Genomic DNA, 21,958 nt, shown 5'->3' on the forward strand with positions numbered 1-21,958 from the left:
CGCCCAACGACGAGACGGCGAACGGTAAGACCATGAAGAACCCGCCCTCGCCCGGTGTGATCCCGGTGCCCCGCTCCGTGCGGGAGTCCGAGCGCCCGGGCGTCCCGCTCGACGCGGGTACCGCCCTGTGGGCGGGACCCGGTACGGACACCACCGAACGCTGGCTGCGCCTCACCCTCGGAGCCGCCCTGGGACTTTCCCTGCCACCGGGCGACGCGAATGCGGAGCGCGCGGAGAACACCACGGACAGCACGGACACGACGAACACCACGGACCCCGAAAGCGCCCGGGCCGCCCAGGCAGCCAAGGCCGCTGCGAACACCGTGCGGTTGCGTATCGACGAGTCGCTGGAACCGGAGGCATACGTACTTGAGGCCGACGCCGAACGGGGCATCGAGATCCGGGGCGGGGGCCCCGCCGGAGTGTTCTGGGGCGCCCAGACACTGCGTCAGTTGATCGGCCCGCAAGCCTTCCGGCGCGCTCCCGTCCGACCCGGCGTCACCCACGTCGTCCCGCACCACGTCATCGAGGACGCCCCGCGCTTCGGCTGGCGCGGTTGCATGCTCGACGTCTCGCGGCACTTCATGCCGAAGGACGGCGTCCTGCGCCATCTCGACCTGATGGCCGCGCACAAGCTGAACGTCTTCCACTTCCACCTCACGGACGACCAGGGCTGGCGTATCGAGATCAAGCGGTATCCGAGGCTCACGGAGACCGGATCATGGCGGGCGCGCACCAAATTCGGCCACCGCGCCTCACCGCACTGGGAGGAGAAGCCGCACGGGGGCTTCTACACCCAGGACGACATCCGCGAGATCGTCGCGTACGCCGCCGAGCGGCATATCGCCGTCGTCCCCGAAATCGACATCCCGGGGCACTCGCAGGCCGCCATCGCCGCATATCCGGAACTCGGCAACACCGATGTCATCGACACGACCTCCCTCTCCGTCTGGGACACCTGGGGCGTCTCCAAAAACGTACTCGCCCCCACTGACAACGCCCTTCGCTTCTACGAGAACGTCTTCGAGGAACTCCTCGGCCTGTTCCCCTCGGAGTTCATCCACGTAGGCGGCGACGAGTGCGCCAAGGACCAGTGGAAGGCGTCCCCCGCCGCACAGGCGCGCATCGCGGAACTGGGCCTCGCCGACGAGGACGAACTGCAGTCCTGGTTCATCCGCCACTTCGACGGCTGGCTGAGCGCGCGAGGGCGCCGGCTGATCGGCTGGGACGAGATCCTGGAGGGCGGGAGTCGAGCCGAAGGGCGCGCCCCTGCCGAAAGCGACGAGGAGGAGGGAGCGAAGCGACCGCTCGACGAGGAGTGTCGACAGGGGATCAGAGCGCCTGGAGGCGAGACGACAAAAATCGGCCTCGCCCCGGGCGCCGCCGTCTCCTCGTGGCGCGGCTACCAGGGCGGCATCACGGCCGCGCGGGCGGGCCACGACGTCGTCATGTGCCCCGAGCAGCAGGTGTACTTGGACCACCGGCAGGCCGACGGCCCGGACGAGCCGGTACCCATCGGCTTCGTACGCACCCTGGAGGACGTCTACCGCTTCGAGCCCGTACCGCCGGAGTTGACCCCGGATCAGGCGCGGCACGTCCTGGGTACCCAGGCCAACCTGTGGACCGAGGTGATGGAGGACCGGGCCCGTGTGGACTACCAGGCCTTCCCGCGGCTCGTGGCCTTCGCCGAGGTCGCCTGGAGCGCCCTGCCCGCACCCGCGGAACGCGACTTCGCGGACTTCGAGCGGCGGATGACCGCCCACTACGCGCGACTTGACGCCCTGGGAGTCGCCTACCGGCCGCCCACCGGGCCGTTGCCGTGGCAGCGTCGCCCGGGAGTGCTCGGACGTCCGATCGAGGGATCGCCCCCGAACGTGTGAGGTGGCCCCCGGGGGGTGTCGTGCGACGCGGTTGCCCTGGGACGGTGGCCTCTGAGGAGAAAGGCGCTCAAGTGGCACCGAAAAGTGTCAATTCGAGCCGACGGGCGATGTAGTGCGAAAACGGACCATCCGCTGATGGCGGGTAGGAATGCCTCCTAGCGGACCCCCGCGTCGAGGAACGGGGAACATGTGCCAGAGTTGCCAAGTCCGCCCTGTCAGCACGTACCGTACGGCAACACAGGTGGGACCAGGTGGGGCAGCGGGAAGGGGTAGCCGGTTTGACCACGCAAGCACCGCAGGCGGCGCAGGCCGTGACGCTGCCCGCCTCGCTGGACGAGGCCGTGGCGGCGCTGGCAGCCATGCCCGCGGCCGTTCCCGTGGCCGGCGGCACCGATCTCATGGCCGCCGTCAACTCCGGGCAGCTGAGGCCCGCCGCACTCGTCGGCCTCGGCCGGATCAGCGAGATCCGCGGCTGGCAGTACCAGGACGGCCACGCGCTCCTCGGCGCGGGCCTCACCCACGCCCGCATGGGGCGCCCAGACTTCGCCGCGCTCATCCCCGCCCTCGCGGCCGCCGCCAGAGCCGCCGGACCGCCCCAGATCCGCAACGCGGGCACCCTGGGCGGCAACATCGCCTCGGCGTCCCCCACCGGGGACGCGCTTCCGGTGCTGGCCGCGCTGGAGGCGACCCTCATCGTCGCGGGCCCGGGCGGCGTCCGCCGGGAGATCCCCGTCTCGCACCTGCTCGCCGGCGTGGAGATGCTCCGCGGCGGCGAACTCATCGGGTACGTGCGCGTGCCGCTGCTGCACGCGCCGCAGGTCTTCCTGAAGGCGACCGGACGGACCGGCCCCGGGCGTGCCATCGCGTCCGTGTCGCTCGTCCTCGACCCCGCCCGGCGCGGGGTGCGGTGCGCCGTGGGAGCCATAGCGCCGATGCCGCTCAGGCCCCTGGACGCCGAGCAGTGGGTGGCCTCACTGATCGACTGGGACAACAACCGCGCGATCGTGCCCGAGGCGCTGGCCGCCTTCGGGGAGTACGTCGCCGCGGCCTGCATCCCCGATCCGGCCCCCGAAGAGGACGGTTCCGTACCGCAGCTGCCACCCGCCGTACTGCACCTGCGGCGCACCGTCGCCGCGCTGGCCCGACGAGCACTGGGGAGGGCACTTTCGTGACCGACGACCAGCACGGAGAGGGCACACCCCAGGCAGGCAGCCGCTGGGACCCGCTGCCCCAGGGTGACTACGACGACGGCGCCACCGCCTTCGTCAAGCTCCCCGAAGGGGGCATCGACGCCCTCCTCGCGGACTCACCGCTCGCCGCGCCCGGCCACGGCTACGTACCGCCGCCGATAACGGTCGCGCCCGGTGCGGGCGCGGGAACCGACCCGGCGTCCGCCGACTCCTGGGCCGTACCGCCCGAGCAGGCCGACTCAGGCCGGCCCGGAGCCGTGCGGTGGCCCGACCCGAACGCCCTGCCCGAGGAGCACCGGCAGCCCGCCCAGGACTCCTTCGAGTACAACCCCGGGGCCACCGGCCAGTGGCACTTGGACCAGTCCTCACAAGGCGGTCAGGGCGGCGAGTCCCCACAGGACGGCCAGGGCGAGCCCGGACACGACGTGACCGGGCAGTGGTCCATTCCGGTCGCCGACGGAGACCTGCCCGACGAGTCCGGTGAGTTCACCACGTCGTCCCTGGTCGAGCAGTGGGGCGGGAACCCGCCCGCCACGCTGCCGGGCGGGGCGGCCGCGCCCTGGGCCAGCGAGCCATGGGCCCAGCAGCCCGCCGAGGACCGGCCCTCGCCCGTCGACGGGGCCGCACCCCACGACGAGCCCGGCGCCCTCGGCCACGCTTCCGTCGGCCATGCTCCCGCCGAGCACGGCGCCGCCGAGATCATCGACGTCTCCGGAGAGCACGCCGACGAGATCGCCGTCTCCGTGGAACGCGACACCGGGCGCGACACGGGACATGACACCGGGCATGACACAGGGCGCGAGGACCCGGCGGGGGCCGCGGCCCGTCACGATCACCACCAGCAGGAGTTCGCGGACGAACGCACCGCCGAGCCGTCGGAGGCGGCCGCTCCCGAGGAGCCCCGTGAGGAGCACGCGGACGCCGGGCACACCGCGCACACCGACGCCGACGCAGCCGCCGAGGAGTCCGCGACCGACGACTCCACGGGCGTCTCCGCGCACAACGATCACCCCCTGGCCTCGTACGCCCTGAAGGTGAACGGCGTCGAGCGGCCCGTGACCGACGCCTGGATCGGCGAATCCCTGCTGTACGTCCTGCGCGAGCGGCTCGGCCTCGCCGGCGCCAAGGACGGCTGCTCGCAGGGCGAGTGCGGAGCCTGCAACGTGCAGGTGGACGGACGGCTGGTGGCTTCCTGCCTGGTGCCCGCCGTGACCGCCGCCGGGAGCGAGGTGCGCACCGTCGAGGGGCTCGCCGCCGACGGACAGCCCTCGGACGTCCAGCGGGCGCTCGCCAAGTGCGGTGCCGTCCAGTGCGGCTTCTGCGTCCCCGGCATGGCGATGACCGTGCACGACCTCCTTGAGGGCAATCCGGCGCCGACCGACCTGGAGACCCGCCAGGCGCTGTGCGGCAACCTGTGCCGCTGCTCCGGCTACCGGGGCGTCCTGGACGCCGTACGTGACGTCGTGACCGAGCGCGGGGCCCACGCCGCCGCGGAGAGCGCCGACGGCGACGAGGCGGCCCGGATCCCGCACCAGGCGGGCCCCGGCGCCGGTGGCGTCAACCCGTCCGCGTTCGAACCCCACCAGCACCACCAGCCCCACCACCAGCCCCACGAGCAGCCGTACGGCCAGGACGGAGGCCAGGCGTGAGCAACGACACCGCCATCGCGACCACCGCGGAGCCCGGTGCCGCTCCGGAGCCGCCGCCGCACGGCCTCGGCGTGTCCCTGCCGTCCGCGGAGGCCCGCGCCAAGACGGAGGGCACCTTCCCGTACGCGGCGGACCTGTGGGCCGAGGGCCTCCTCTGGGCAGCCGTCCTGAGATCGCCGCACCCGCACGCGCGCATCGTGTCCGTCGACACCACCCACGCGAGCGAGATGCCCGGCGTACGAGCCGTCATCACACACGAGGACGTGCCCGGAGTCTCCTTGCTCGGCCGCGGCAGGGCCGACCGCCCGGTGTTCGCCTCCGAGGTCGTACGCCACCACGGCGAGGCCATCGCGGCCGTCGCCGCGGACCACCCCGACACCGCGCGCATGGCCGCCGCCGCCGTCATCGTCGAGTACGAGATCCTCGACCCGGTGACCGACCCGGAGCAGGCCTTCGAGGCCGAACCCCTGCACCCCGACGGCAACCTCATCCGCCACATCCCGCTGCGCCACGGAGACCCGGACGCGGCGGGTGACATCGTCGTCGAGGGCCTGTACCGCATCGGCCGCCAGGACCCGGCCCCGATCGGCGCCGAGGCCGGTCTCGCCGTGCCCCGCCCCGACGGCGGGGTCGAGCTCTACGTGGCGTCCACCGACCCGCACACCGACCGGGACACGGCCGCCGCCTGCTACGGCCTGGAACCGGAGCGCGTGAAGGTCGTCGTAACCGGCGTGCCCGGCGCCACCGCCGACCGCGAGGACCAGGGCTTCCAGCTCCCCCTCGGGCTGCTCGCGCTGAAAACAGGATGTCCTGTCAAGCTGACCGCAACGCGCGAAGAATCCTTCCTCGGGCATGTCCACCGGCACCCCACGCTCCTGCGCTACCGCCACCACGCGGACGCCGAGGGCAAGCTGGTCAAGGTCGAGGCGCAGATCCTCCTCGACGCGGGCGCCTACGCGGACACCTCGTCGGAGGCCCTCGCCGCCGCCGTCTCCTTCGCCTGCGGCCCGTACGTCGTCCCGAACGCCTTCATCGAGGGCTGGGCCGTGCGCACCAACAACCCGCCCTCCGGGCACGTACGCGGCGAGGGCGCCATGCAGGTGTGCGCCGCCTACGAGGCCCAGATGGACAAGCTCGCGAAGAAGCTGGGCGTCGACCCGGCCGAACTGCGCCTGCGCAACGTGCTGGCCACCGGGGACGTGCTCCCGACCGGCCAGACGGTCACCTGCCCGGCTCCCGTGGCCGAACTGCTGCAGGCCGTCCAGGACTTCCCGCTGCCCGCCCTCCCCAAGGACACCCCCGAGGACGAGTGGCTGCTCCCCGGCGGCCCCGAGGGCGCCGGCGAACCCGGCGCCGTGCGGCGCGGTGTCGGCTACGCCCTGGGCATGGTCCACATGCTCGGCGCCGAGGGCACGGACGAGGTCTCGACAGCCACCGTGAAGGTCCACGACGGCATCGCCACCGTGCTCTGCGCGGCCGTGGAGACCGGACAGGGCTTCACCACGCTGGCCCGGCAGATCGTCCAGGAGACGCTCGGCATCGAAGAGGTCCACGTGGCCTCCGTGGACACCGACCAGCCTCCCGCCGGACCCAGCTGCCGGGGCCGCCACACCTGGGTGTCCGGCGGCGCCGTCGAGCGGGCCGCCAAGATGGTCCGTACGCAGCTGCTGCAGCCGCTGGCGCACAAGTTCGGCATGTCCACCGAACTGCTCCAGATCACCGACGGCAAGATCACCTCGTACGACGGCGTGCTGTCGACGACCGTCGCCGAGGCGATGGACGGCAAGGAACTGTGGGCGACCGCGCAGTGCCGCCCGCACCCCACCGAGCCGCTGGACGGCGCCGGCCAGGGCGACGCCTTCGTGGGGCTCGCCTTCTGCGCGATCCGCGCGGTGGTGGACGTCGACATCGAACTCGGCTCGGTACGCGTGGTCGAACTGGCGCTCGCCCAGGACGTGGGCCGCATTCTGAACCCCGCGCAGCTCACCGCCCGGATCGAGGCCGGTGTCACGCAGGGCATCGGCGCCGCCCTCACCGAGAACCTGCGCACCGCGCGCGGGCTGGTACGCCACCCCGACCTCACCGGATACTCACTGCCGACCGCCCTCGACGCCCCCGACATCCGCATCGTCAAGCTCGTCGAGGAGCGCGACGTGGTCGCGCCCTTCGGAGCCAAGGCCGTCAGCGCGGTACCGGTCGTCACGTCCCCCGCCGCGGTCGCGTCCGCGGTACGGGCGGCCACTGGGCGCCCGGTCAACCGGCTGCCGATAAGGCCCCAAGCGGCCGTGGTGACGGCGACACAGTGACGAGGCGCGAGCCTTCGCGCGGGTAACTCCGGTTGCGGTACCGCCTGTCGGCGGCGACGGCGGACGCCTACGCGCAGGCCGGCTTCACGGCAAACGACCGCAGCGACCCCGTAGCGCCCCTGCAGTGATCCCGCTGCGCCCCCGCAGCGATCCGAGGGCGGCCCCGCGGCGATTCCGGGGCGATTCCGAGGCGTTGTCAGTGGTGCCAAGTAGTGTTCTGGGCAGTGGGGGAGGACCGCTGGGCGGCGGCCCAATTTTCTGGTGAACCGATAATCCCGATCAATCTGATCTGCGACGTTTCCAGATGTCTCCGTGTGTATGCCGCCCGGCCCGGTCCTGCCGGGGGACTGCGAACAACAACGCGCGGGGGAACGATGAGCACGACGGACACCGGCATCGAGACGATCACTCTGCTTGAAAGCGCCCTGGATCCGTACGTCACGCACGCACCGACACGGCGATGGCTGACCGGGCCCGGACTACCGGCCGACAGCGGCCTGTTGACCTTCGAGGCACTGCGCGCGAACGGGCTGCGGACGGTAGCGGACTCGACCGGAGACTTGGCCGGCGCCCGTCTCCCGGCGGACCTGTGCGACCAGTTGGTGATCGGCGCGCTGCGGGATCCGGCGGGCACGGAGGCGGAGTCGATCCTGCTCGACGGAGCGACGGGCGAGGTGTCCACCGCCTGCTTCCTCCCTGACCGCCCCGACCTGATGGACCGCCTTCCGCTCGCGCCCTCCCTCCGAACGCTCACGGACTTCGTGACGGCGACGGACGAGATGGCCTCCAGGCGCGGGCAGTTCGCACCCTACGAGGGCAGGTTCGGTCCGAAGGCCATCACCGGGATGTCGCAGCAACTGCTCACCCTCTTCGAGGAGGGCGTCGACGGCGAGGTCCCGCCGTTCTGGAAGATGGCCGCGCTGATCCGCCCGATGGCCCTCGTGGCGGGCCCGCCCGCCGACGCGACGCTGGCCCTCGACCTGCCCGCCCGCCTGCTGGACCAGGAGTTCGGGCACGGCCGTGTGGTGCGCTTCGAGGACGTCGACTTCCCCGCGGCACTCGCGCACGAGCCGACCCGACGCTTCCTGCGCGAGACGGGCCTGCCCGAGAACGGCTTCCTGTTCCACCTGGACACGGACGTACCGCTGCCGACTCTTGCCGAGTACTACGAGGACCAGCGCCCGGACATGCTCACAGCCGACCAGCTCCCCGCTGGCAGCGACCACTTGATACGCCTCGGCCACCTGGTCGAGGACAACAGCCTGATCGTCGACGGCGCGACGGGCGCGATCCTCGACTGGAACGAGCCCGACGCCACCCTGCACGCCCTCAACACGGACGTCTCCACACTGGCCTTCACCCTGTGGCTGCTCCACCGCGAGAGAACGATCGACGAGTCCCTGTCCCACGAACTGACCGAGGAGGCCTACGACCAACTCGCCACCACGATGACGCAGACCCTGGCGACGGTCGACCCCACGGGCTCCACCCCACAGGGCGAGTGGCACTACTGGACGGAGATGTTCCAGGACGAGGCGGGCGGCGCGCTCTGAGTCCCCAGGATGTGCTCGGCGCCCCGCTCAGGGCTCACTGCTCCAGCCATAAATCGCAACAAGGTGGAATCCCATGTCGCGAACTCGCGCCAGCACAAGGAGGCGGAATGCCCGCCAACTCATCGGCGCTGGCGGCCGGAAGGCGTCATTCGGTCGGACGGCGCTGGGATGGAACCGTTCTCGCCGTGGGCAATACCGCAGCCGCTGAATGCCGTGTCGAGCGATGGGAAGACGTCGTCGCGGTGGCAGCTGGCAACGTCCATACCGCGACGAACACGGGCAGGTCTCATACGGTGGGACTCCGGTCGGACGGTACGGTGCTGGCAGCGGGGTGGAATGGCGATGGGCAATGTGATGTCGCCGGATGGCGAGGCGTCACGGCCGTGGCCGCAGGCTGGCGCCGCACGCTCGGGCTGCTCGCGAATGGCCGTGTGCTAGCAGTTGGCCGGAGTTCAGAAGGACAGTGTGACGTGCAGTCCTGGCGCGAGATGGTCGTACTCTCGTGTGGTGACTGGCACTCGGTCGGCATCCGGTCGGACGGTTCTGCGCTGGCCACGGGGAACAACCGGCGACGGCAGTGTGCCGTTGAAGGGTGGCGTGACCTGGTCGCCATTTCGGCGGGGTATCTCCACACCGTCGGCCTCAGAGCCGACGGGCGGGCAGTAGCGACCGGAGACCGGGCAACCGGGGCGTGCGAGGTCGATGAGTGGGAAGACGTGGTGGCGCTCGGCGCGGGCAGCTACCACACCGTCGGGGTCACTGCGTCCGGACGGCTCCTCGCGGCAGGAGACAACAGCTACGGACAGTGCGAAGTCGGCGAGTGGCGCGACATCGTCGCCGTGGCGGCCGGTTCGACGCACACCCTTGGCCTGCGCGCCAACGGCACAGCCGTGACCACAGGGAACAATGCCGACAGACAGTGCGAAGTCGATGCCTGGTCCGGAGTCCAGCTTTCACAGGCCTCCGGGCCGCGTGATCGGTAGGCCGGTGAAACCGCGACGCCCAAGATGGCGACTGCTGAGAGGGAACCGCCGCAGATCTGGCTGATCTCGCTTAGCTTCCTCCAGAGCTGACTGAGACGGGAACTGGGACGGGCGACCAAAAGGGCGGCACCCCGCACGGGGTGCCGCCCTTTTTTGCCTGGTCAAGGCACTTGAGGCCGTGGCGGGAATCGAACCCACGTGCCTCGCTTTGCAGGCGAGTCCCTAAGCCACTCGGGCACACGGCCGAACTTGAGTCCGATGTTCCAGACTCGATGTATCGACCGTAGCCCCGGGGCAGGGCGGAGCAAAGAGACTCGCGAGGGCTGCAATGGGACTGCCACACCGCGTTCACAAAAGGGGCGGGGACGCTGGTGGTCGTACGACCAAGGTCCCGGGGGAAGACCATCTTCCGACAGGGGTCAATGTCAGTCGTGCCCCTTACGCTGGCGAGTATGACCTACCTGGAACCGGGCGACACCGGCGTCGCCGCCACCCCGAGCGCGCCCGTCGAAGCCGTCGCCCCGGACAGTGTCCTCGGCCGCTCCCACCGGGCGCTGAGCATCGGGATCGTCTCCGTCGTACTGCTGATCGCCTTCGAGGCGACGGCCGTCGGGACGGCAATGCCGGTGGCAGCGCGGGAACTCGACGGGATCTCGCTGTACGCGTTCGCCTTCTCCGGGTACTTCACCACGAGCTTGTTCGGCATGGTGCTGGCCGGGCAGTGGTCGGACCGGGCGGGCCCGCTGGGGTCGCTCACCGCCGGAATAGGGGCGTTCGCTGCGGGGCTGCTGCTCTCCGGGACGGCCGGGGTCATGTGGCTGTTCATCCTCGGCCGGGCCGTCCAGGGCCTGGGCGGCGGGCTGGTGATCGTCGCGCTGTACGTGGTCGTGGGACGGGCCTATCCGGAACGGTTGCGACCGTCGATCATGGCGGCGTTCGCGGCGAGCTGGGTGGTCCCGTCCGTCGTCGGCCCCCTCGCCGCCGGCGCGGTGACCGAACACCTCGGCTGGCGCTGGGTCTTCATCGGCGTACCTGTCCTGGTCGTCCTGCCGCTCGCGCTCGCTCTGCCGCAGATACGCCGACGGGCGTCCGGACCGGAGGAGGGGACCCTCGCCGCGCCCTTCGACCGGCGGCGCATCCGGCTGGCCCTCGCCATCTCCGCGGGCGCCGGTCTGCTGCAGTACGCCGCCCAGGACCTGCGGTGGCTGTCCGTCATCCCGGGTGTGGCGGGAGCGGCGCTGCTCGTCCCGGCGGTGCTCGGGCTGTTGCCGCGAGGGACCTACCTGGCGGCGCGCGGGCTGCCCTCCGTGGTCCTGCTGCGCGGGGTGGCGGCCGGATCCTTCATCGCGGCGGAGTCGTTCGTGCCGCTGATGCTGGTCACCGAGCGGGGGCTGTCGCCGACTCTGGCCGGATTCTCGCTGGCGGCGGGCGGGGCCACCTGGGCGCTGGGATCCTTCGTGCAGGCGAGGGCGCGCGTGGAGCCGTACCGGGAGCGGCTGATGATGCTGGGCATGCTGCTGACCGCGGCCTCCATAGCCGCCGCGCCGAGCGTGCTGATCGACGGGGTGCCGGTGTGGACGGTGGCGGTGGCCTGGGCGTTCGGCTGCTTCGGCATGGGACTGGTGATCTCCTCCAGCAGCGTCCTCCTGCTGAAGCTCTCCGCGCCCGGCCAGGCCGGCAACAACTCCGCCGCCCTCCAGATCTCCGACGGCCTCGCCAACGTCATCCTCCTCGCCGCGGGCGGCGCGGCCTTCGCGGCGCTGGGCGGCGGCACGGTCGCCCACACGGCCACCCAAGCCTCCGCCGGCTCAGGCGGCCACCCGGCTGCCTTCGTGGCGGTGTTCCTGCCGATGGCGGGGGTGGCGTTGGCGGGGGCGTGGGTGACTACGCGGCTGCGGGCAGAGACAAAGTGACACCATCTGGTACCGCATAGTACCATCGATGCATGGCTGGACTGAATCTGCGGTTTACGGACGAAGAACTCGACGCGCTGCGTGAGCGGGCGGCAGCGGAAGGGCGCAGCATGCAGGCCTTCGCTCACGACGCCGTGATGTCGGCCATAAACGAACATTCGCGGCTGTTCAATGAAGCTGCCGAGCACGTACTGAAGGCGAGTGCCGAGCTGAACCGGAGGCTCGCCTGATGCACTACGTCACGCTGCCCGAGTTGCTGAACCTCGCGAAGCGGCTTGGTGCGGACGAGGTCCGCGACTTCGGGCTCCTGGACTCGGCGCTGGCCCGGCCGCAGTCGAGTGTGTTCGGACAGGACGCGTATCCGGACGTCTGGGAGAAGGCGGCGGCGCTGATGGAGTCGCTCGCCCGCAACCACGCCCTCGTGGACGGTAACAAGCGCATCGCCTGGTATGCGACCTGGGTCTTCCTGCACATGAACGGTCACCCGCTGGACGCGGACTTCGACGTGGACGAGGCAGAGACATTCGTACTCGACGTCTGCCAGGGCACCTTGGACGTGCCGAAAATCGCGGCGCAGCTGCCGCGCTTCGCACGCTGAAGCAACGTGCGTTCTCTGTGACCTGAGTCCCATCCAGGAGGGACCCCGCGTCTTCCGCGCGTTGACGCGGTCGAGCCGCCGGTAGGGTGGCCCGGTTGTCATACGCAGCCGTTGTCATACGTAGCCGAGCCGCTCGACCACCCCACGGAGACCGTGACTACCACCGCCGCCAGTGCCGCCTCCTCGCACCACCTGTCGCCCGCGTTTCCCGGGCGGGCCCCCTGGGGCACCGCCAACAAGCTGCGTGCCTGGCAGCAGGGGGCGATGGAGCGGTATCTCCAGGAGCAGCCGCGTGACTTCCTCGCCGTCGCCACGCCCGGGGCCGGCAAGACGACCTTCGCGCTGACGCTCGCGTCGTGGCTGCTGCACCACCACGTCGTGCAGCAGGTGACCGTGGTCGCGCCGACCGAGCATCTGAAGAAACAGTGGGCGGAGGCGGCCGCGAAGATAGGGATCAAGCTGGATCCCGAGTACAGCGCGGGCCCGCTCAGCAAGGAGTACCACGGCGTCGCCGTGACCTACGCCGGTGTCGGCGTGCGGCCCATGCTGCACCGCAACCGCGCCGAGCAGCGCAAGACCCTCGTCATCCTCGACGAGATCCACCACGCCGGTGACTCCAAGTCCTGGGGCGAGGCGTGCCTGGAGGCCTTCGAGCCCGCCACCCGCCGGCTCGCGCTCACAGGTACGCCGTTCCGCTCCGACACCAACCCCATCCCCTTCGTCGCGTACGAGGAGGGCAACGACGGGATCCGCCGCTCCTCCGCCGACTACACCTACGGCTACGGGAACGCGTTGGCCGACCACGTCGTGCGGCCCGTCATCTTCCTCTCCTACAGCGGCAACATGCGGTGGCGTACGAAGGCGGGGGACGAGATCGCCGCCCGGCTCGGCGAGCCGATGACCAAGGACGCCGTCAGCCAGGCCTGGCGCACGGCCCTCGACCCGCGCGGCGAGTGGATGCCCAGCGTGCTGCGCGCCGCCGACCAGCGGCTGACCGAGGTACGCAAGGGCATCCCGGACGCCGGCGCCCTCGTCATCGCCTCCGACCAGGACTCGGCCCGCGCCTACGCCAAACTCATCCGCGAGATCACCGGAAACAAGGCCACCCTGGTCCTCTCCGACGACACGGGCGCCTCGAACCGCATCGACGACTTCGCGGCGAGCGACGACCGCTGGATGGTCGCCGTCCGCATGGTGTCCGAGGGCGTCGACGTGCCCCGGCTTGCTGTGGGCGTGTACGCGACCACCATCTCGACCCCTCTCTTCTTCGCGCAGGCCGTCGGCCGTTTCGTACGGTCCCGGCGGCGCGGCGAGACCGCCTCCGTCTTCCTGCCGACCGTCCCCGACCTCCTCACCTTCGCCAACGAGATGGAGGTCGAGCGCGACCACGCCCTCGACAAGCCGAAGAAGGAGAGCGAGGAGGACCCGTACGCCGAATCCGAGAAGGAGATGGAGGAGGCGAACAAGGAGCAGGACGAGGACACCGGCGAACAGGAGCAGTTCTCCTTCGAGGCGCTGGAGTCCGAGGCCGTCTTCGACCGGGTCCTCTACGACGGCGCCGAGTTCGGCATGCAAGCCCATCCGGGAAGCGAGGAGGAGCAGGACTACCTCGGCATCCCGGGGCTCCTCGAACCCGACCAGGTCCAGCTCCTCCTGCAGAAGCGGCAGGCCCGGCAGATCGCGCACAGCCGCAAGAAGCCGGACGACGAGGCGGATCTGCTGGAACTGCCCGCCGAGCGCCGCCCCGTGGTCTCCCACAAGGAGATGCTGGAGCTCAGGAAGCAGCTCAACACCATGGTCGGCGCGTACGTCCACCAGAGCGGCAAGCCCCACGGCGTGATCCACACCGAGCTGCGCCGTGTGTGCGGCGGCCCGCCGAGCGCGGAGGCGACCGCCGGGCAACTGCGCCAGCGCATCGCCAAGGTGCAGGAGTGGGCCACCCGCATGCGGTGACATCCACCACGAGCGACAGCGACAACGGCAACGACAGTCGCAACGCCCCCCCCTATGCCATCCACAACGCCATCCACAGTGAGCGACGGTGCCGTCACGGCAGCGTCGCTCGCGTGCGTGCGCGCTCTGTGCAGGCATGGTGCACGCCGAGTTGCCCGCGCCGTCCACATCGGGTCATAGCGGGATCAAACCCCGGGTAACCAGGAACGGTACGTACCTGCTCATGACCGGATTCTGGACGGAGCCTTCCGCTGAGCGAACCAGCTCGCTACTGTCCCGCTACGCACACGCCCCGTGGCAGCGCCGCCGCGGAGCGCAGCCGGTGCCCGCCCGGGAGTGCCCGGGACGCTGCCGACCGGCGGCCTCTGACGCGCGTCGCCGATGGGACCGGCGACGCATCCGCCGCGTAGGGGGGCCGCCGACTCTCACCACTAAGGAGTGGGCGTCGTGACCGCGGAAACCTCTCAGACGCTCGACCGGGGACTTCGCGTCCTCAAGCTGCTCGCCGACACCGACCACGGTCTGACCGTCACCGAGCTGTCCAACAAACTCGGTGTCAACCGGACCGTCGTGTACCGGTTGCTCGCCACCCTGGAGCAGCACGCCCTCGTCCGCCGGGACCTGGGTGGCCGCGCACGCGTCGGGCTCGGCGTGCTGCGGCTCGGCCGCCAGGTGCATCCGCTGGTCCGCGAGGCCGCGCTGCCCGCACTGCGCTCACTGGCCGAGGACATCGGAGCGACCGCCCACCTCACGCTGGTCGACGGCACGGAGGCGCTCGCCGTCGCGGTGGTCGAGCCGACGTGGACGGACTATCACGTGGCCTACCGCGCCGGGTTCCGGCACCCCCTGGAACGGGGTGCCGCCGGAAAGGCGATCCTCGCCGCACGGACCGGCGCCGCGGACGAACCCGGCTACACCCTCACGCACGGCGAGCTGGAGGCCGGCGCGAGCGGGGCGGCGGCGGCGCTGGTCGGCGTCACGGGGGTGGAGGGCAGCGTGGGCGTCGTCATGCTCGCGGATGCCGTGCCGGAGCGGGTCGGGCCGCGTGTTGTCGACGCGGCCCGGGAGGTGGCTGACGCCCTGCGGTGACCCGTGCCGGGGGCTGCGTGGTCCTGAGTGCGGCATGGCCTTGCGGGCTGCGGGCTGCGTGGCTGCGTGACGCGTGGCGAGGGGCGTGTGACGTCTGCAGGTCGGATGTGGCTGGTCGCGCAGTTCCCCGCGCCCCTAAAAACCGATGCCCGCGGCCCTCGCAGCCGATGCCCGGGGCCCTCGTACCCGGGGCTCTCGGACGGATATCGCTCTCACGTTAGATTGATCCCGTGCTTTCTCGTTTCTCGCGTCTCTCTCGGCCCCGGGCCGTCGCCGTCTGCGCCCTCCCCGTCGTGGCTCTGCTCGCCACGGCGGTGTTCGTGCCGCTGCCCTTCTCGCTCGCCCAGCCCGGCATGACAGCGGACGTTCTCGGGGAGAACAAGGGCGACCCGGTGATCACGATCTCCGGCGCGAAGGCCCGTGAGACGAGCGGGCAGCTGCGGATGACGACCATCGAGGCGACGGGCCCGGACGCGGACGTGAGCCTGAGCAATGTGCTCGACGGCTGGTTCCGTACGGACCGTGCGGTGATGCCGCGCGACTCGGTCTACCCGAACGGGGACAGCGTCAAGGAGATCGAGGAGTACAACACCGAGGAGATGAAGAAGTCCCAGGACACCGCCACGGAGGCGGCTCTGAACCACCTGGGTGAGCAGTCGGACGACATCAGGGTCACCCTGAAGCTCGCCGATGTGGGCGGTCCGAGCGCCGGACTCCTCTTCTCCCTCGGCATCGTCGACAAGCTGGACGGCGACGGCAGCGGCGGCGACCTCACGGGCGGCCGGGTCATCGCGGGTACGGGAACGATCGACACCGGCGGGAAGGTCGGCGCGGTCGGGGGAGTGGCCCTCAAGACGCAGGCCGCCCGCCGCGACGGTGCCACGGTCTTCCTGGTCCCGAAGGCGGAGTGCTCGGACGCGAAGACGGAGCTGCCGAAGGGGCTCCGCCTCATCCCGGTGACGACGCTGAAGGGCGCGGTGAGTTCCCTGGTGGCCCTGGAGAAGGGACGAGGCTCGGTCCCATCCTGCTAGACCCCCGCCCCTCTCACCTCCACCCCGCTGGCGGCACCCACGTGCCGGCCGGCTCAGCCGTCCTTCACGAACCCCTCAGCCTTCATCCAGTCCAGCGCCACCGCGTGCGGGTCCTCGCCGTCGACGTCCACCTTGGCGTTCAGCTCCTGTGCCACGTCGTTGTCCAGCCGCTTGGTGATCGGGTCCAGGACGCCGGCGATCGCCGGATACTTCTTCAAGGTCTCCGAGTTGACCGTGGGAGCCACGTTGTAGTTGGGGAAGAACTTCTTGTCGTCCGCCATCACCGCGAGGTTCATGGACCTGATGCGCCCGTCGGTGGTGAAGACCTCCCCGTAGGTGCAACTCCCCTTGGACACCTGGGTGTAGATGATCCCGGTGTCCATCTGCGTGATGCTCCCGCTGGGCAGTTTCATCCCGTACGCCTTCTCCATGCCCGGCATTCCGTCCGCCCGGTTGGCGAACTCGCTCTCCACACAGACCGTGACGGCCCCGGGGTCCGACTTCGAGAGGGCGGCCACGTCGGAGAGTGTCTTCGTGCCGTACTTCTTGAAGTTGGCCTGGTTCATGGCGAGCGCGTACGTATTGTTCAGCTCCGACGGGGCCAGCCAGGTCAGCCCGTTCTTCAGGTCGGCCGCACGCACGGCCTCCCACTGCTTGTCCGGTTCCGGGATCGGGTCGCTGTTGCCCTGGTAGGTGATCCACGCGGTGCCCGTGTACTCGTACATGGCATCCGCGTCCCCGCCCTTGACCGCCTCGCGGGCGCCGATGGAACCCTGGATGCCCGTGCGGTCGAGGACGTCGGCGCCGGCCGCCTGGAAGGCGATACCCATGATCGCGCCGAGGACGAGCTGCTCGGTGAACTCCTTGGACGCCACGGTGAGATCGGCGCCCTTGAGCGGCTGCCCCCGCCCGATCGACCCCGGCTTCACATCGTCGACCATGGGCGAACCGCTGGTCAGCCCGCACCCGGAGACCCCCGCCAGCAGGGCCCCGGCCGCCACCAGACCCGTAAGCTGCCTCATGAGCCCGCCTCCAGCCCGCGCGGACTGAGCAAGAGTTCGGCCAGCGACGCCAGCCAGTCGACGAGCAGCGCCAGCGCGACGGTCAGGATCGAGCCGAGGATCAGCACCGGCATCCGCTGGTTGGTGATCCCGGTCGTGATCAGCACGCCCAGACCGCCGCCCCCGCCGAACGTGGCGAGCGTCGCCGTGCCCACGTTCAGAACGAGTGCGGTACGGACTCCCGCGAGGATCAGCGGTACGGCGAGGGGTAGTTCGACGCGGCTCAGCACGCCCAGCGGTGACATGCCGATGCCCCGGGCGGCCTCCAGGAGCGTCGGATCGTTCGCCTTCAGTCCGGCGATCGTGTTCGACAGCACCGGCAGGACGGCATACGCGATGATGCCGATCAAGGCCGCCTTCCGCCCGATGCCCAGCCAGATCACCAGCAGGGCCAGCAGCCCGATCGCGGGCGTCGCCTGCCCCATGTTGGCGAAGGTCATCGCCACCGGGGTCGCCTTGCGGAAGGCCCCGCGCGTCAGCAGGATGCCCAGCGGGATCGCGATGATCAGCACGAAGAACGTGGAGATCACGGTCAGCTCGATGTGCTGCCGCAGCGCCTTCCACACCTGGCCGTTCGAGAGCGCGTTCTCGGAGAGCGGGTCCAGCTCCGCCTGCCGGAACCAGAGCCAGGTGGCGAGCAGCCCGACGACGAGCACGACGGGCAGAAAGGTCAGCTTCCGCCAGCCGAGCCGGGGCGCCCGCGACTCGGCGGTAACCGCGGCGAGGTCCCCTTCGAACGCGGCCTCCCGCCCGGCCTCCGGACCGGCGTCCTCCGAGCCGGTACGGGCGCGCCGGTGACGAAGGTCCCCGTCCCCGTCGCCGCGCCTGCCGTCGCGGTCGCGGTCGTCGGTCTCAGGAGTCCTCACGCTTCCCCCGCCTTCCCGCCGCCGACCGCGCCCTCCTGCTCGTGACGGGTCTGCTCGGTGCGCGCCTCCTCCAGATCGTGCTGGTGTTCCACCGCGTCGAGTCGGTCGGCCTCCAGCATCTCGTGCACGGAGTTCATCAGCGTCTCCACGTCCACCACGCCGGTGTACTCCCCGCGCCGCCCGGTCACCACGACCCGTCCCGCGTTGTCCGTGAGCACGGCCTCCAGTGCGTCCCGCAGTGTCGCGTCCCGGGTCACCGTGTCGTTCACCAGCGTGCCCGCCCTGGCCAGCGAGCCCCGGGCCCGCATGAGGTCCCCGCGCCGCAGCCACTTGTAGGGCCGCCCCCGTCTGTCGAGCAGCAGGATCTCGTTGGTACCGCTGGCCCTGATGCTGTTGAAGATCTCCTGCAGCGGATCGTCGACGGTCACCGTCGGATAGCCGGTGATCTCCACATCCCGTACGCGCGTCAGGTTCAGCCGCTTCAGAGCGGCCCCCGCGCCCACGAACCCCGACACGAAGTCGTCGGCGGGGTTGGTGAGGATCGCCTCCGGGGTGTCGAACTGCGCGATGTGGGACTGCTCCCGCAGCACCGCGATCCGGTCGCCCAGCTTGATGGCCTCGTCGAAGTCGTGCGTGACGAACACGATGGTCTTGTGCAGCTCGCGCTGGAGCCGGATCAGCTCGTCCTGCAAATGATCACGCGTGATGGGATCGACGGCACCGAACGGCTCGTCCATCAACAGCACGGGCGGATCGGCGGCCAACGCCCGAGCCACCCCCACCCGCTGCTGCTGCCCGCCCGACAACTGCCGCGGATAACGCCCGTGGAACTCACGGGCGTCGAGCCCGACCAGGTCCAGCATCTCCTCGATCCGCGCCGTGACCCGCGACTTCGGCCAGCCGATCATCTTCGGGACGAGGCCGATGTTCTGGGCGACCGTCATGTGCGGGAAGAGCCCCGAGGACTGGATGGCGTACCCGATCTTCCGCCGCAGCTTCACGGGATCCATGTGGGTGACGTCCTCGCCACCGATCCTGATCCGCCCGCCGGTGGGCTCGATCAGCCGGTTGATCATCTTCAGGGTGGTGGACTTCCCGCACCCCGAGGGCCCCACGAGGACGACGAGCTCGCCGGAGTTGATCTCCATGTTGACGCTGTCCACCGCGGCTTCGGAACTCCCCGGATACCGCTTGGTCAGGTTCTCCAACCGGATGGTGGCCCCGGTCGCACGCCGCTCCTCCCCAGCCACCCCACCCTTCCCATCATCCCCAGCCACCCCACCATCTCCGCCGCCCTGCGACCTCTCGGCCCTCGCCCCGGCCGGCATCTCGGGTGTCTCAGACACGGATCCCCCTAGGGATGGTCAGCCGCCCGATGAGGACGTACGCGGCGTCGAACAGCAACGCGAGGACGATGATCCCGAGCGTGCCGGCAAGGACCTGGTTGAGCGCGTTCTTGCTGCCCAGGGAGGCGATACCGCGGAAGATCTCGTTGCCGAGCCCGGGCCCCGAGGCATAGGCGGCGATGGCGGCGATACCCATCAGCATCTGCGTGGAGACCCGGATTCCGGTCAGGATCGGCGGCCAGGCCAGCGGCAGCTCGACGCGCACGAGCCGGGCGAGCCGTGACATCCCGATGCCCCTCGCCGCGTCCACCAGCGACGGATCGACCCCGCGCAGCCCGACGATCGAGTTACGGATGATCGGCAGCAGCCCGTACAGCGTCAGGGCGATGACCGTGGGAGGGACACCCAGCCCCACGACCGGGATCAGCAGACCGATCATGGCGAGCGACGGGATGGTCAGCAGGGTCGCCGTCGTGATCGTGGCGAGGTTCCCCGCCCAGTCGCTGCGGTAGGTGACGACTCCGACCACCACCCCCAGGACCGTCGCCACGACCATGCACTGGAAGACGGCGCTGGCATGTTGGTAGGCGTCAACGAGGAGCTGCTGATGGCGACTGCCGAGGTACTCCCAGAAGTTCACCCACAGTCACCTCATTCAGTCGTCTCAGTCGTCGCCGTCCCCCGCCGCCTGCTCCACCAGCGGGATGACCCGCAGTGGAACCGGGTTCTCCATGACGATCGCCGTGGAGGCCCGGACAATGCCATCGAAACCGACAACCCGGTCGATCACACGTTGAAGATCGGCGTTGGACCGGGCCACGAGCCGGCACAGCATGTCCCCGCCGCCCGTGGTCGTGTGCAGCTCCAGCACCTCCGGCACGGTCGCCAAGTGCGCCCGGACGTCCGCGCCTTGCCCCTGCCGGATCTGCAGGGTCGCGAAAGCGGTGACGGGATATCCGAGGGCCGCGGGATCCACCTGCGGCCCGAACCCCCGGATGACTCCATTCGACTGAAGTCGGTCCAGCCGCGCCTGCACGGTCCCGCGCGCGACACCGAGCCGACGGGACATCTCCAGCACGCCGATCCGAGGCTCCTCGGCGAGCAACACGATGAGCCGACCGTCCAAACGATCGATCGCCACATGAACCTCCGCAGTAGTCATCCTGTACACAACGCCCGCCGATTCCCTTACCTCACTGAACATATTGCCCACCGAAATCACAAACCATTGCGCACCTTGAGGAAGGGAGAGAGTCTGCGGCCATGACGCAGACCACTCACCACACCCCGAACACCGCGCGGCAGGCAGACCCCTTCCCGGTCAAGGGAATGGACGCGGTCGTCTTCGCCGTGGGCAACGCCAAGCAGGCGGCGCACTACTACTCCACCGCCTTCGGTATGAAGCTCGTCGCCTACTCCGGACCGGAGAACGGCAGCCGAGAGACCGCGAGCTACGTCCTGGAGAACGGGTCCGCCCGTTTCGTGTTCACCTCGGTCATCAAGCCGACCACCCCCTGGGGCCACTTCCTGGCCGAACACGTGGCGGAACACGGCGACGGCGTGGTCGATCTGGCCATCGAGGTGCCGGACGCCCGCGCCGCCTTCGCGTACGCCGTCGAGCACGGCGCCAGCCCCCTCACCGAGCCGTACGAGCACAAGGACGAGCACGGCACGGTCGTCCTCGCCGCGATCGCCACCTACGGCAGGACCCGCCACACCCTGGTCGAGCGCGCGGGCTACGAGGGCCCGTACCTCCCGGGCTTCACGGCGGCCGCCCCCATCGTCGCCCCACCCGCCCACCGCACCTTCCAGGCCATCGACCACTGCGTGGGCAACGTCGAACTGGGCCGGATGGACGAATGGGTCGGCTTCTACAACAAGGTCATGGGCTTCACGAACATGAAGGAGTTCGTGGGAGACGACATCGCCACCGAGTACAGCGCCCTGATGTCGAAGGTCGTCGCCGACGGCACGCTCAAGGTCAAGTTCCCGATCAACGAGCCCGCCATCGCCAAGAAGAAGTCCCAGATCGACGAGTACCTGGAGTTCTACGGCGGCGCCGGCGTCCAGCACATCGCCCTGAACACCAACGACATCGTCCAGACAGTCCGCACAATGCGAGCTGCGGGCGTCCAGTTCCTGGACACCCCCGACTCCTACTACGACACCCTCGGCGAGTGGGCGGGAGAGACCCGCGTCCCCGTCGACACCCTGCGCGAACTGAAGATCCTGGTGGACCGCGACGAGGACGGCTACCTCCTGCAGATTTTCACCAAGCCGGTCCAGGACCGCCCGACCGTCTTCTTCGAGATGATCGAGCGCCACGGCTCGATGGGCTTCGGCAAGGGCAACTTCAAGGCCCTCTTCCAGGCGATCGAACGAGAGCAGGAGCGACGCGGCAACCTCTGACCCCTCGATCGCGGCAGCGCCCCATGCCGTGCCGCGGCCGTCTCGCTACGGGAGCGGGCCGTGCCGGTACGTCGCAGCCCGTCGCGTAGGGCTCCTGCAATCAACCCGGCCCTTTCCGTCTTGGGGCAGTA

General features: G+C 70.2%; 18 protein-coding genes and 1 tRNA gene. 13 read left to right on the top strand and 6 right to left on the bottom strand.

Features of this window, described 5'->3' with window-relative positions; genetic code table 11:
* Positions 1-32 precede the first annotated feature (32 nt).
* From AB0D14_RS00415 to AB0D14_RS00440, 6 genes are all read left to right on the top strand, one after another.
* Positions 33-1,880, top strand: a complete 1,848-nt coding sequence (locus tag AB0D14_RS00415; protein ID WP_362773125.1) for a beta-N-acetylhexosaminidase — start codon at positions 33-35, stop codon at positions 1,878-1,880.
* Between the two features lie 278 nt (positions 1,881-2,158).
* Entirely contained in the window at positions 2,159-3,052 is an 894-nt protein-coding gene (locus AB0D14_RS00420; RefSeq protein WP_362772462.1) for an FAD binding domain-containing protein, read from the top strand.
* Positions 3,049-4,719 carry a 2Fe-2S iron-sulfur cluster-binding protein gene (locus tag AB0D14_RS00425; protein WP_362772465.1) on the top strand — a complete coding sequence of 557 codons (1,671 nt, stop codon included), beginning with the start codon at positions 3,049-3,051 and terminating at the stop codon, positions 4,717-4,719. Before AB0D14_RS00420 ends, AB0D14_RS00425 begins: the two co-directional genes overlap by 4 nt.
* Complete coding sequence (locus AB0D14_RS00430) at positions 4,716-7,025, top strand: molybdopterin cofactor-binding domain-containing protein (RefSeq protein WP_362772468.1); 2,310 nt, start codon at positions 4,716-4,718, stop codon at positions 7,023-7,025. Before AB0D14_RS00425 ends, AB0D14_RS00430 begins: the two co-directional genes overlap by 4 nt.
* Positions 7,026-7,399: 374 nt before the next feature.
* Complete coding sequence (locus AB0D14_RS00435; protein ID WP_362772471.1) at positions 7,400-8,578, top strand: SUKH-4 family immunity protein; 1,179 nt, start codon at positions 7,400-7,402, stop codon at positions 8,576-8,578.
* Positions 8,579-8,685: 107 nt separating this feature from the next.
* Positions 8,686-9,561, top strand: a complete 876-nt coding sequence (locus AB0D14_RS00440) for a chromosome condensation regulator (RefSeq protein ID WP_362772473.1) — start codon at positions 8,686-8,688, stop codon at positions 9,559-9,561.
* A gap of 173 nt (positions 9,562-9,734) precedes the next feature.
* On the opposite strand, the gene AB0D14_RS00445 is transcribed toward AB0D14_RS00440, so the two are convergent.
* Positions 9,735-9,806 (bottom strand) — tRNA-Cys (locus tag AB0D14_RS00445).
* 207 nt (positions 9,807-10,013) lie between these two features.
* Here AB0D14_RS00445 and AB0D14_RS00450 point away from each other — a divergent pair.
* The 6 genes from AB0D14_RS00450 to AB0D14_RS00475 all read left to right on the top strand — a co-directional run bounded on the left by AB0D14_RS00450 (position 10,014) and on the right by AB0D14_RS00475 (position 16,145).
* Positions 10,014-11,474, top strand: a complete 1,461-nt coding sequence (locus AB0D14_RS00450; protein ID WP_362772476.1) for an MFS transporter — start codon at positions 10,014-10,016, stop codon at positions 11,472-11,474.
* A 32-nt stretch (positions 11,475-11,506) separates the two neighbouring features.
* On the top strand, positions 11,507-11,704 hold the full coding sequence (locus tag AB0D14_RS00455) for a hypothetical protein (RefSeq protein ID WP_362772479.1): 198 nt from the start codon (positions 11,507-11,509) through the stop codon (positions 11,702-11,704).
* On the top strand, positions 11,704-12,072 hold the full coding sequence (locus AB0D14_RS00460; protein WP_362772482.1) for a type II toxin-antitoxin system death-on-curing family toxin: 369 nt from the start codon (positions 11,704-11,706) through the stop codon (positions 12,070-12,072). Before AB0D14_RS00455 ends, AB0D14_RS00460 begins: the two co-directional genes overlap by 1 nt.
* Before the next feature lie 153 nt (positions 12,073-12,225).
* Positions 12,226-14,025 carry a DEAD/DEAH box helicase gene (locus AB0D14_RS00465; RefSeq protein WP_362772484.1) on the top strand — a complete coding sequence of 600 codons (1,800 nt, stop codon included), beginning with the start codon at positions 12,226-12,228 and terminating at the stop codon, positions 14,023-14,025.
* Between the two features lie 447 nt (positions 14,026-14,472).
* Entirely contained in the window at positions 14,473-15,114 is a 642-nt protein-coding gene (locus tag AB0D14_RS00470; protein ID WP_362772487.1) for a helix-turn-helix domain-containing protein, read from the top strand.
* Between the two features lie 230 nt (positions 15,115-15,344).
* Complete coding sequence (locus tag AB0D14_RS00475) at positions 15,345-16,145, top strand: S16 family serine protease (RefSeq protein WP_362772490.1); 801 nt, start codon at positions 15,345-15,347, stop codon at positions 16,143-16,145.
* A 53-nt stretch (positions 16,146-16,198) separates the two neighbouring features.
* Here the strand turns inward: AB0D14_RS00475 and AB0D14_RS00480 are convergent, their stop codons facing one another.
* The 5 genes from AB0D14_RS00480 to AB0D14_RS00500 are packed head-to-tail and all read right to left on the bottom strand — an operon-like array spanning position 16,199 to position 20,559.
* Positions 16,199-17,167 (bottom strand): glycine betaine ABC transporter substrate-binding protein, encoded by a 969-nt coding sequence (locus tag AB0D14_RS00480; protein WP_362772493.1) that lies wholly within the window; start codon positions 17,165-17,167, stop codon positions 16,199-16,201.
* Complete coding sequence (locus tag AB0D14_RS00485) at positions 17,164-18,072, bottom strand: ABC transporter permease (RefSeq protein ID WP_362772495.1); 909 nt, start codon at positions 18,070-18,072, stop codon at positions 17,164-17,166. The genes AB0D14_RS00480 and AB0D14_RS00485 overlap by 4 nt, the downstream gene beginning before the upstream one ends.
* Positions 18,069-19,400, bottom strand: coding sequence for a betaine/proline/choline family ABC transporter ATP-binding protein (locus AB0D14_RS00490; protein WP_362773127.1), 1,332 nt, complete (start codon positions 19,398-19,400; stop codon positions 18,069-18,071). The genes AB0D14_RS00485 and AB0D14_RS00490 overlap by 4 nt, the downstream gene beginning before the upstream one ends.
* A gap of 10 nt (positions 19,401-19,410) precedes the next feature.
* Entirely contained in the window at positions 19,411-20,058 is a 648-nt protein-coding gene (locus tag AB0D14_RS00495) for an ABC transporter permease (RefSeq protein ID WP_362772498.1), read from the bottom strand.
* A gap of 24 nt (positions 20,059-20,082) precedes the next feature.
* Entirely contained in the window at positions 20,083-20,559 is a 477-nt protein-coding gene (locus AB0D14_RS00500; protein WP_362773130.1) for an Lrp/AsnC family transcriptional regulator, read from the bottom strand.
* 122 nt (positions 20,560-20,681) lie between these two features.
* On the opposite strand from AB0D14_RS00500, the gene hppD reads away from it, so the two are divergent.
* The gene (gene hppD, locus AB0D14_RS00505; RefSeq protein WP_362772500.1) at positions 20,682-21,827 is read left to right on the top strand and encodes a 4-hydroxyphenylpyruvate dioxygenase; all 1,146 of its coding nucleotides are present in this window, start codon (positions 20,682-20,684) and stop codon (positions 21,825-21,827) included.
* The last annotated feature ends 131 nt before the right edge of the window (positions 21,828-21,958 follow it).

The organism is Streptomyces sp. NPDC048484, from assembly GCF_040651415.1.
Lineage (GTDB): Bacteria > Actinomycetota > Actinomycetes > Streptomycetales > Streptomycetaceae > Streptomyces.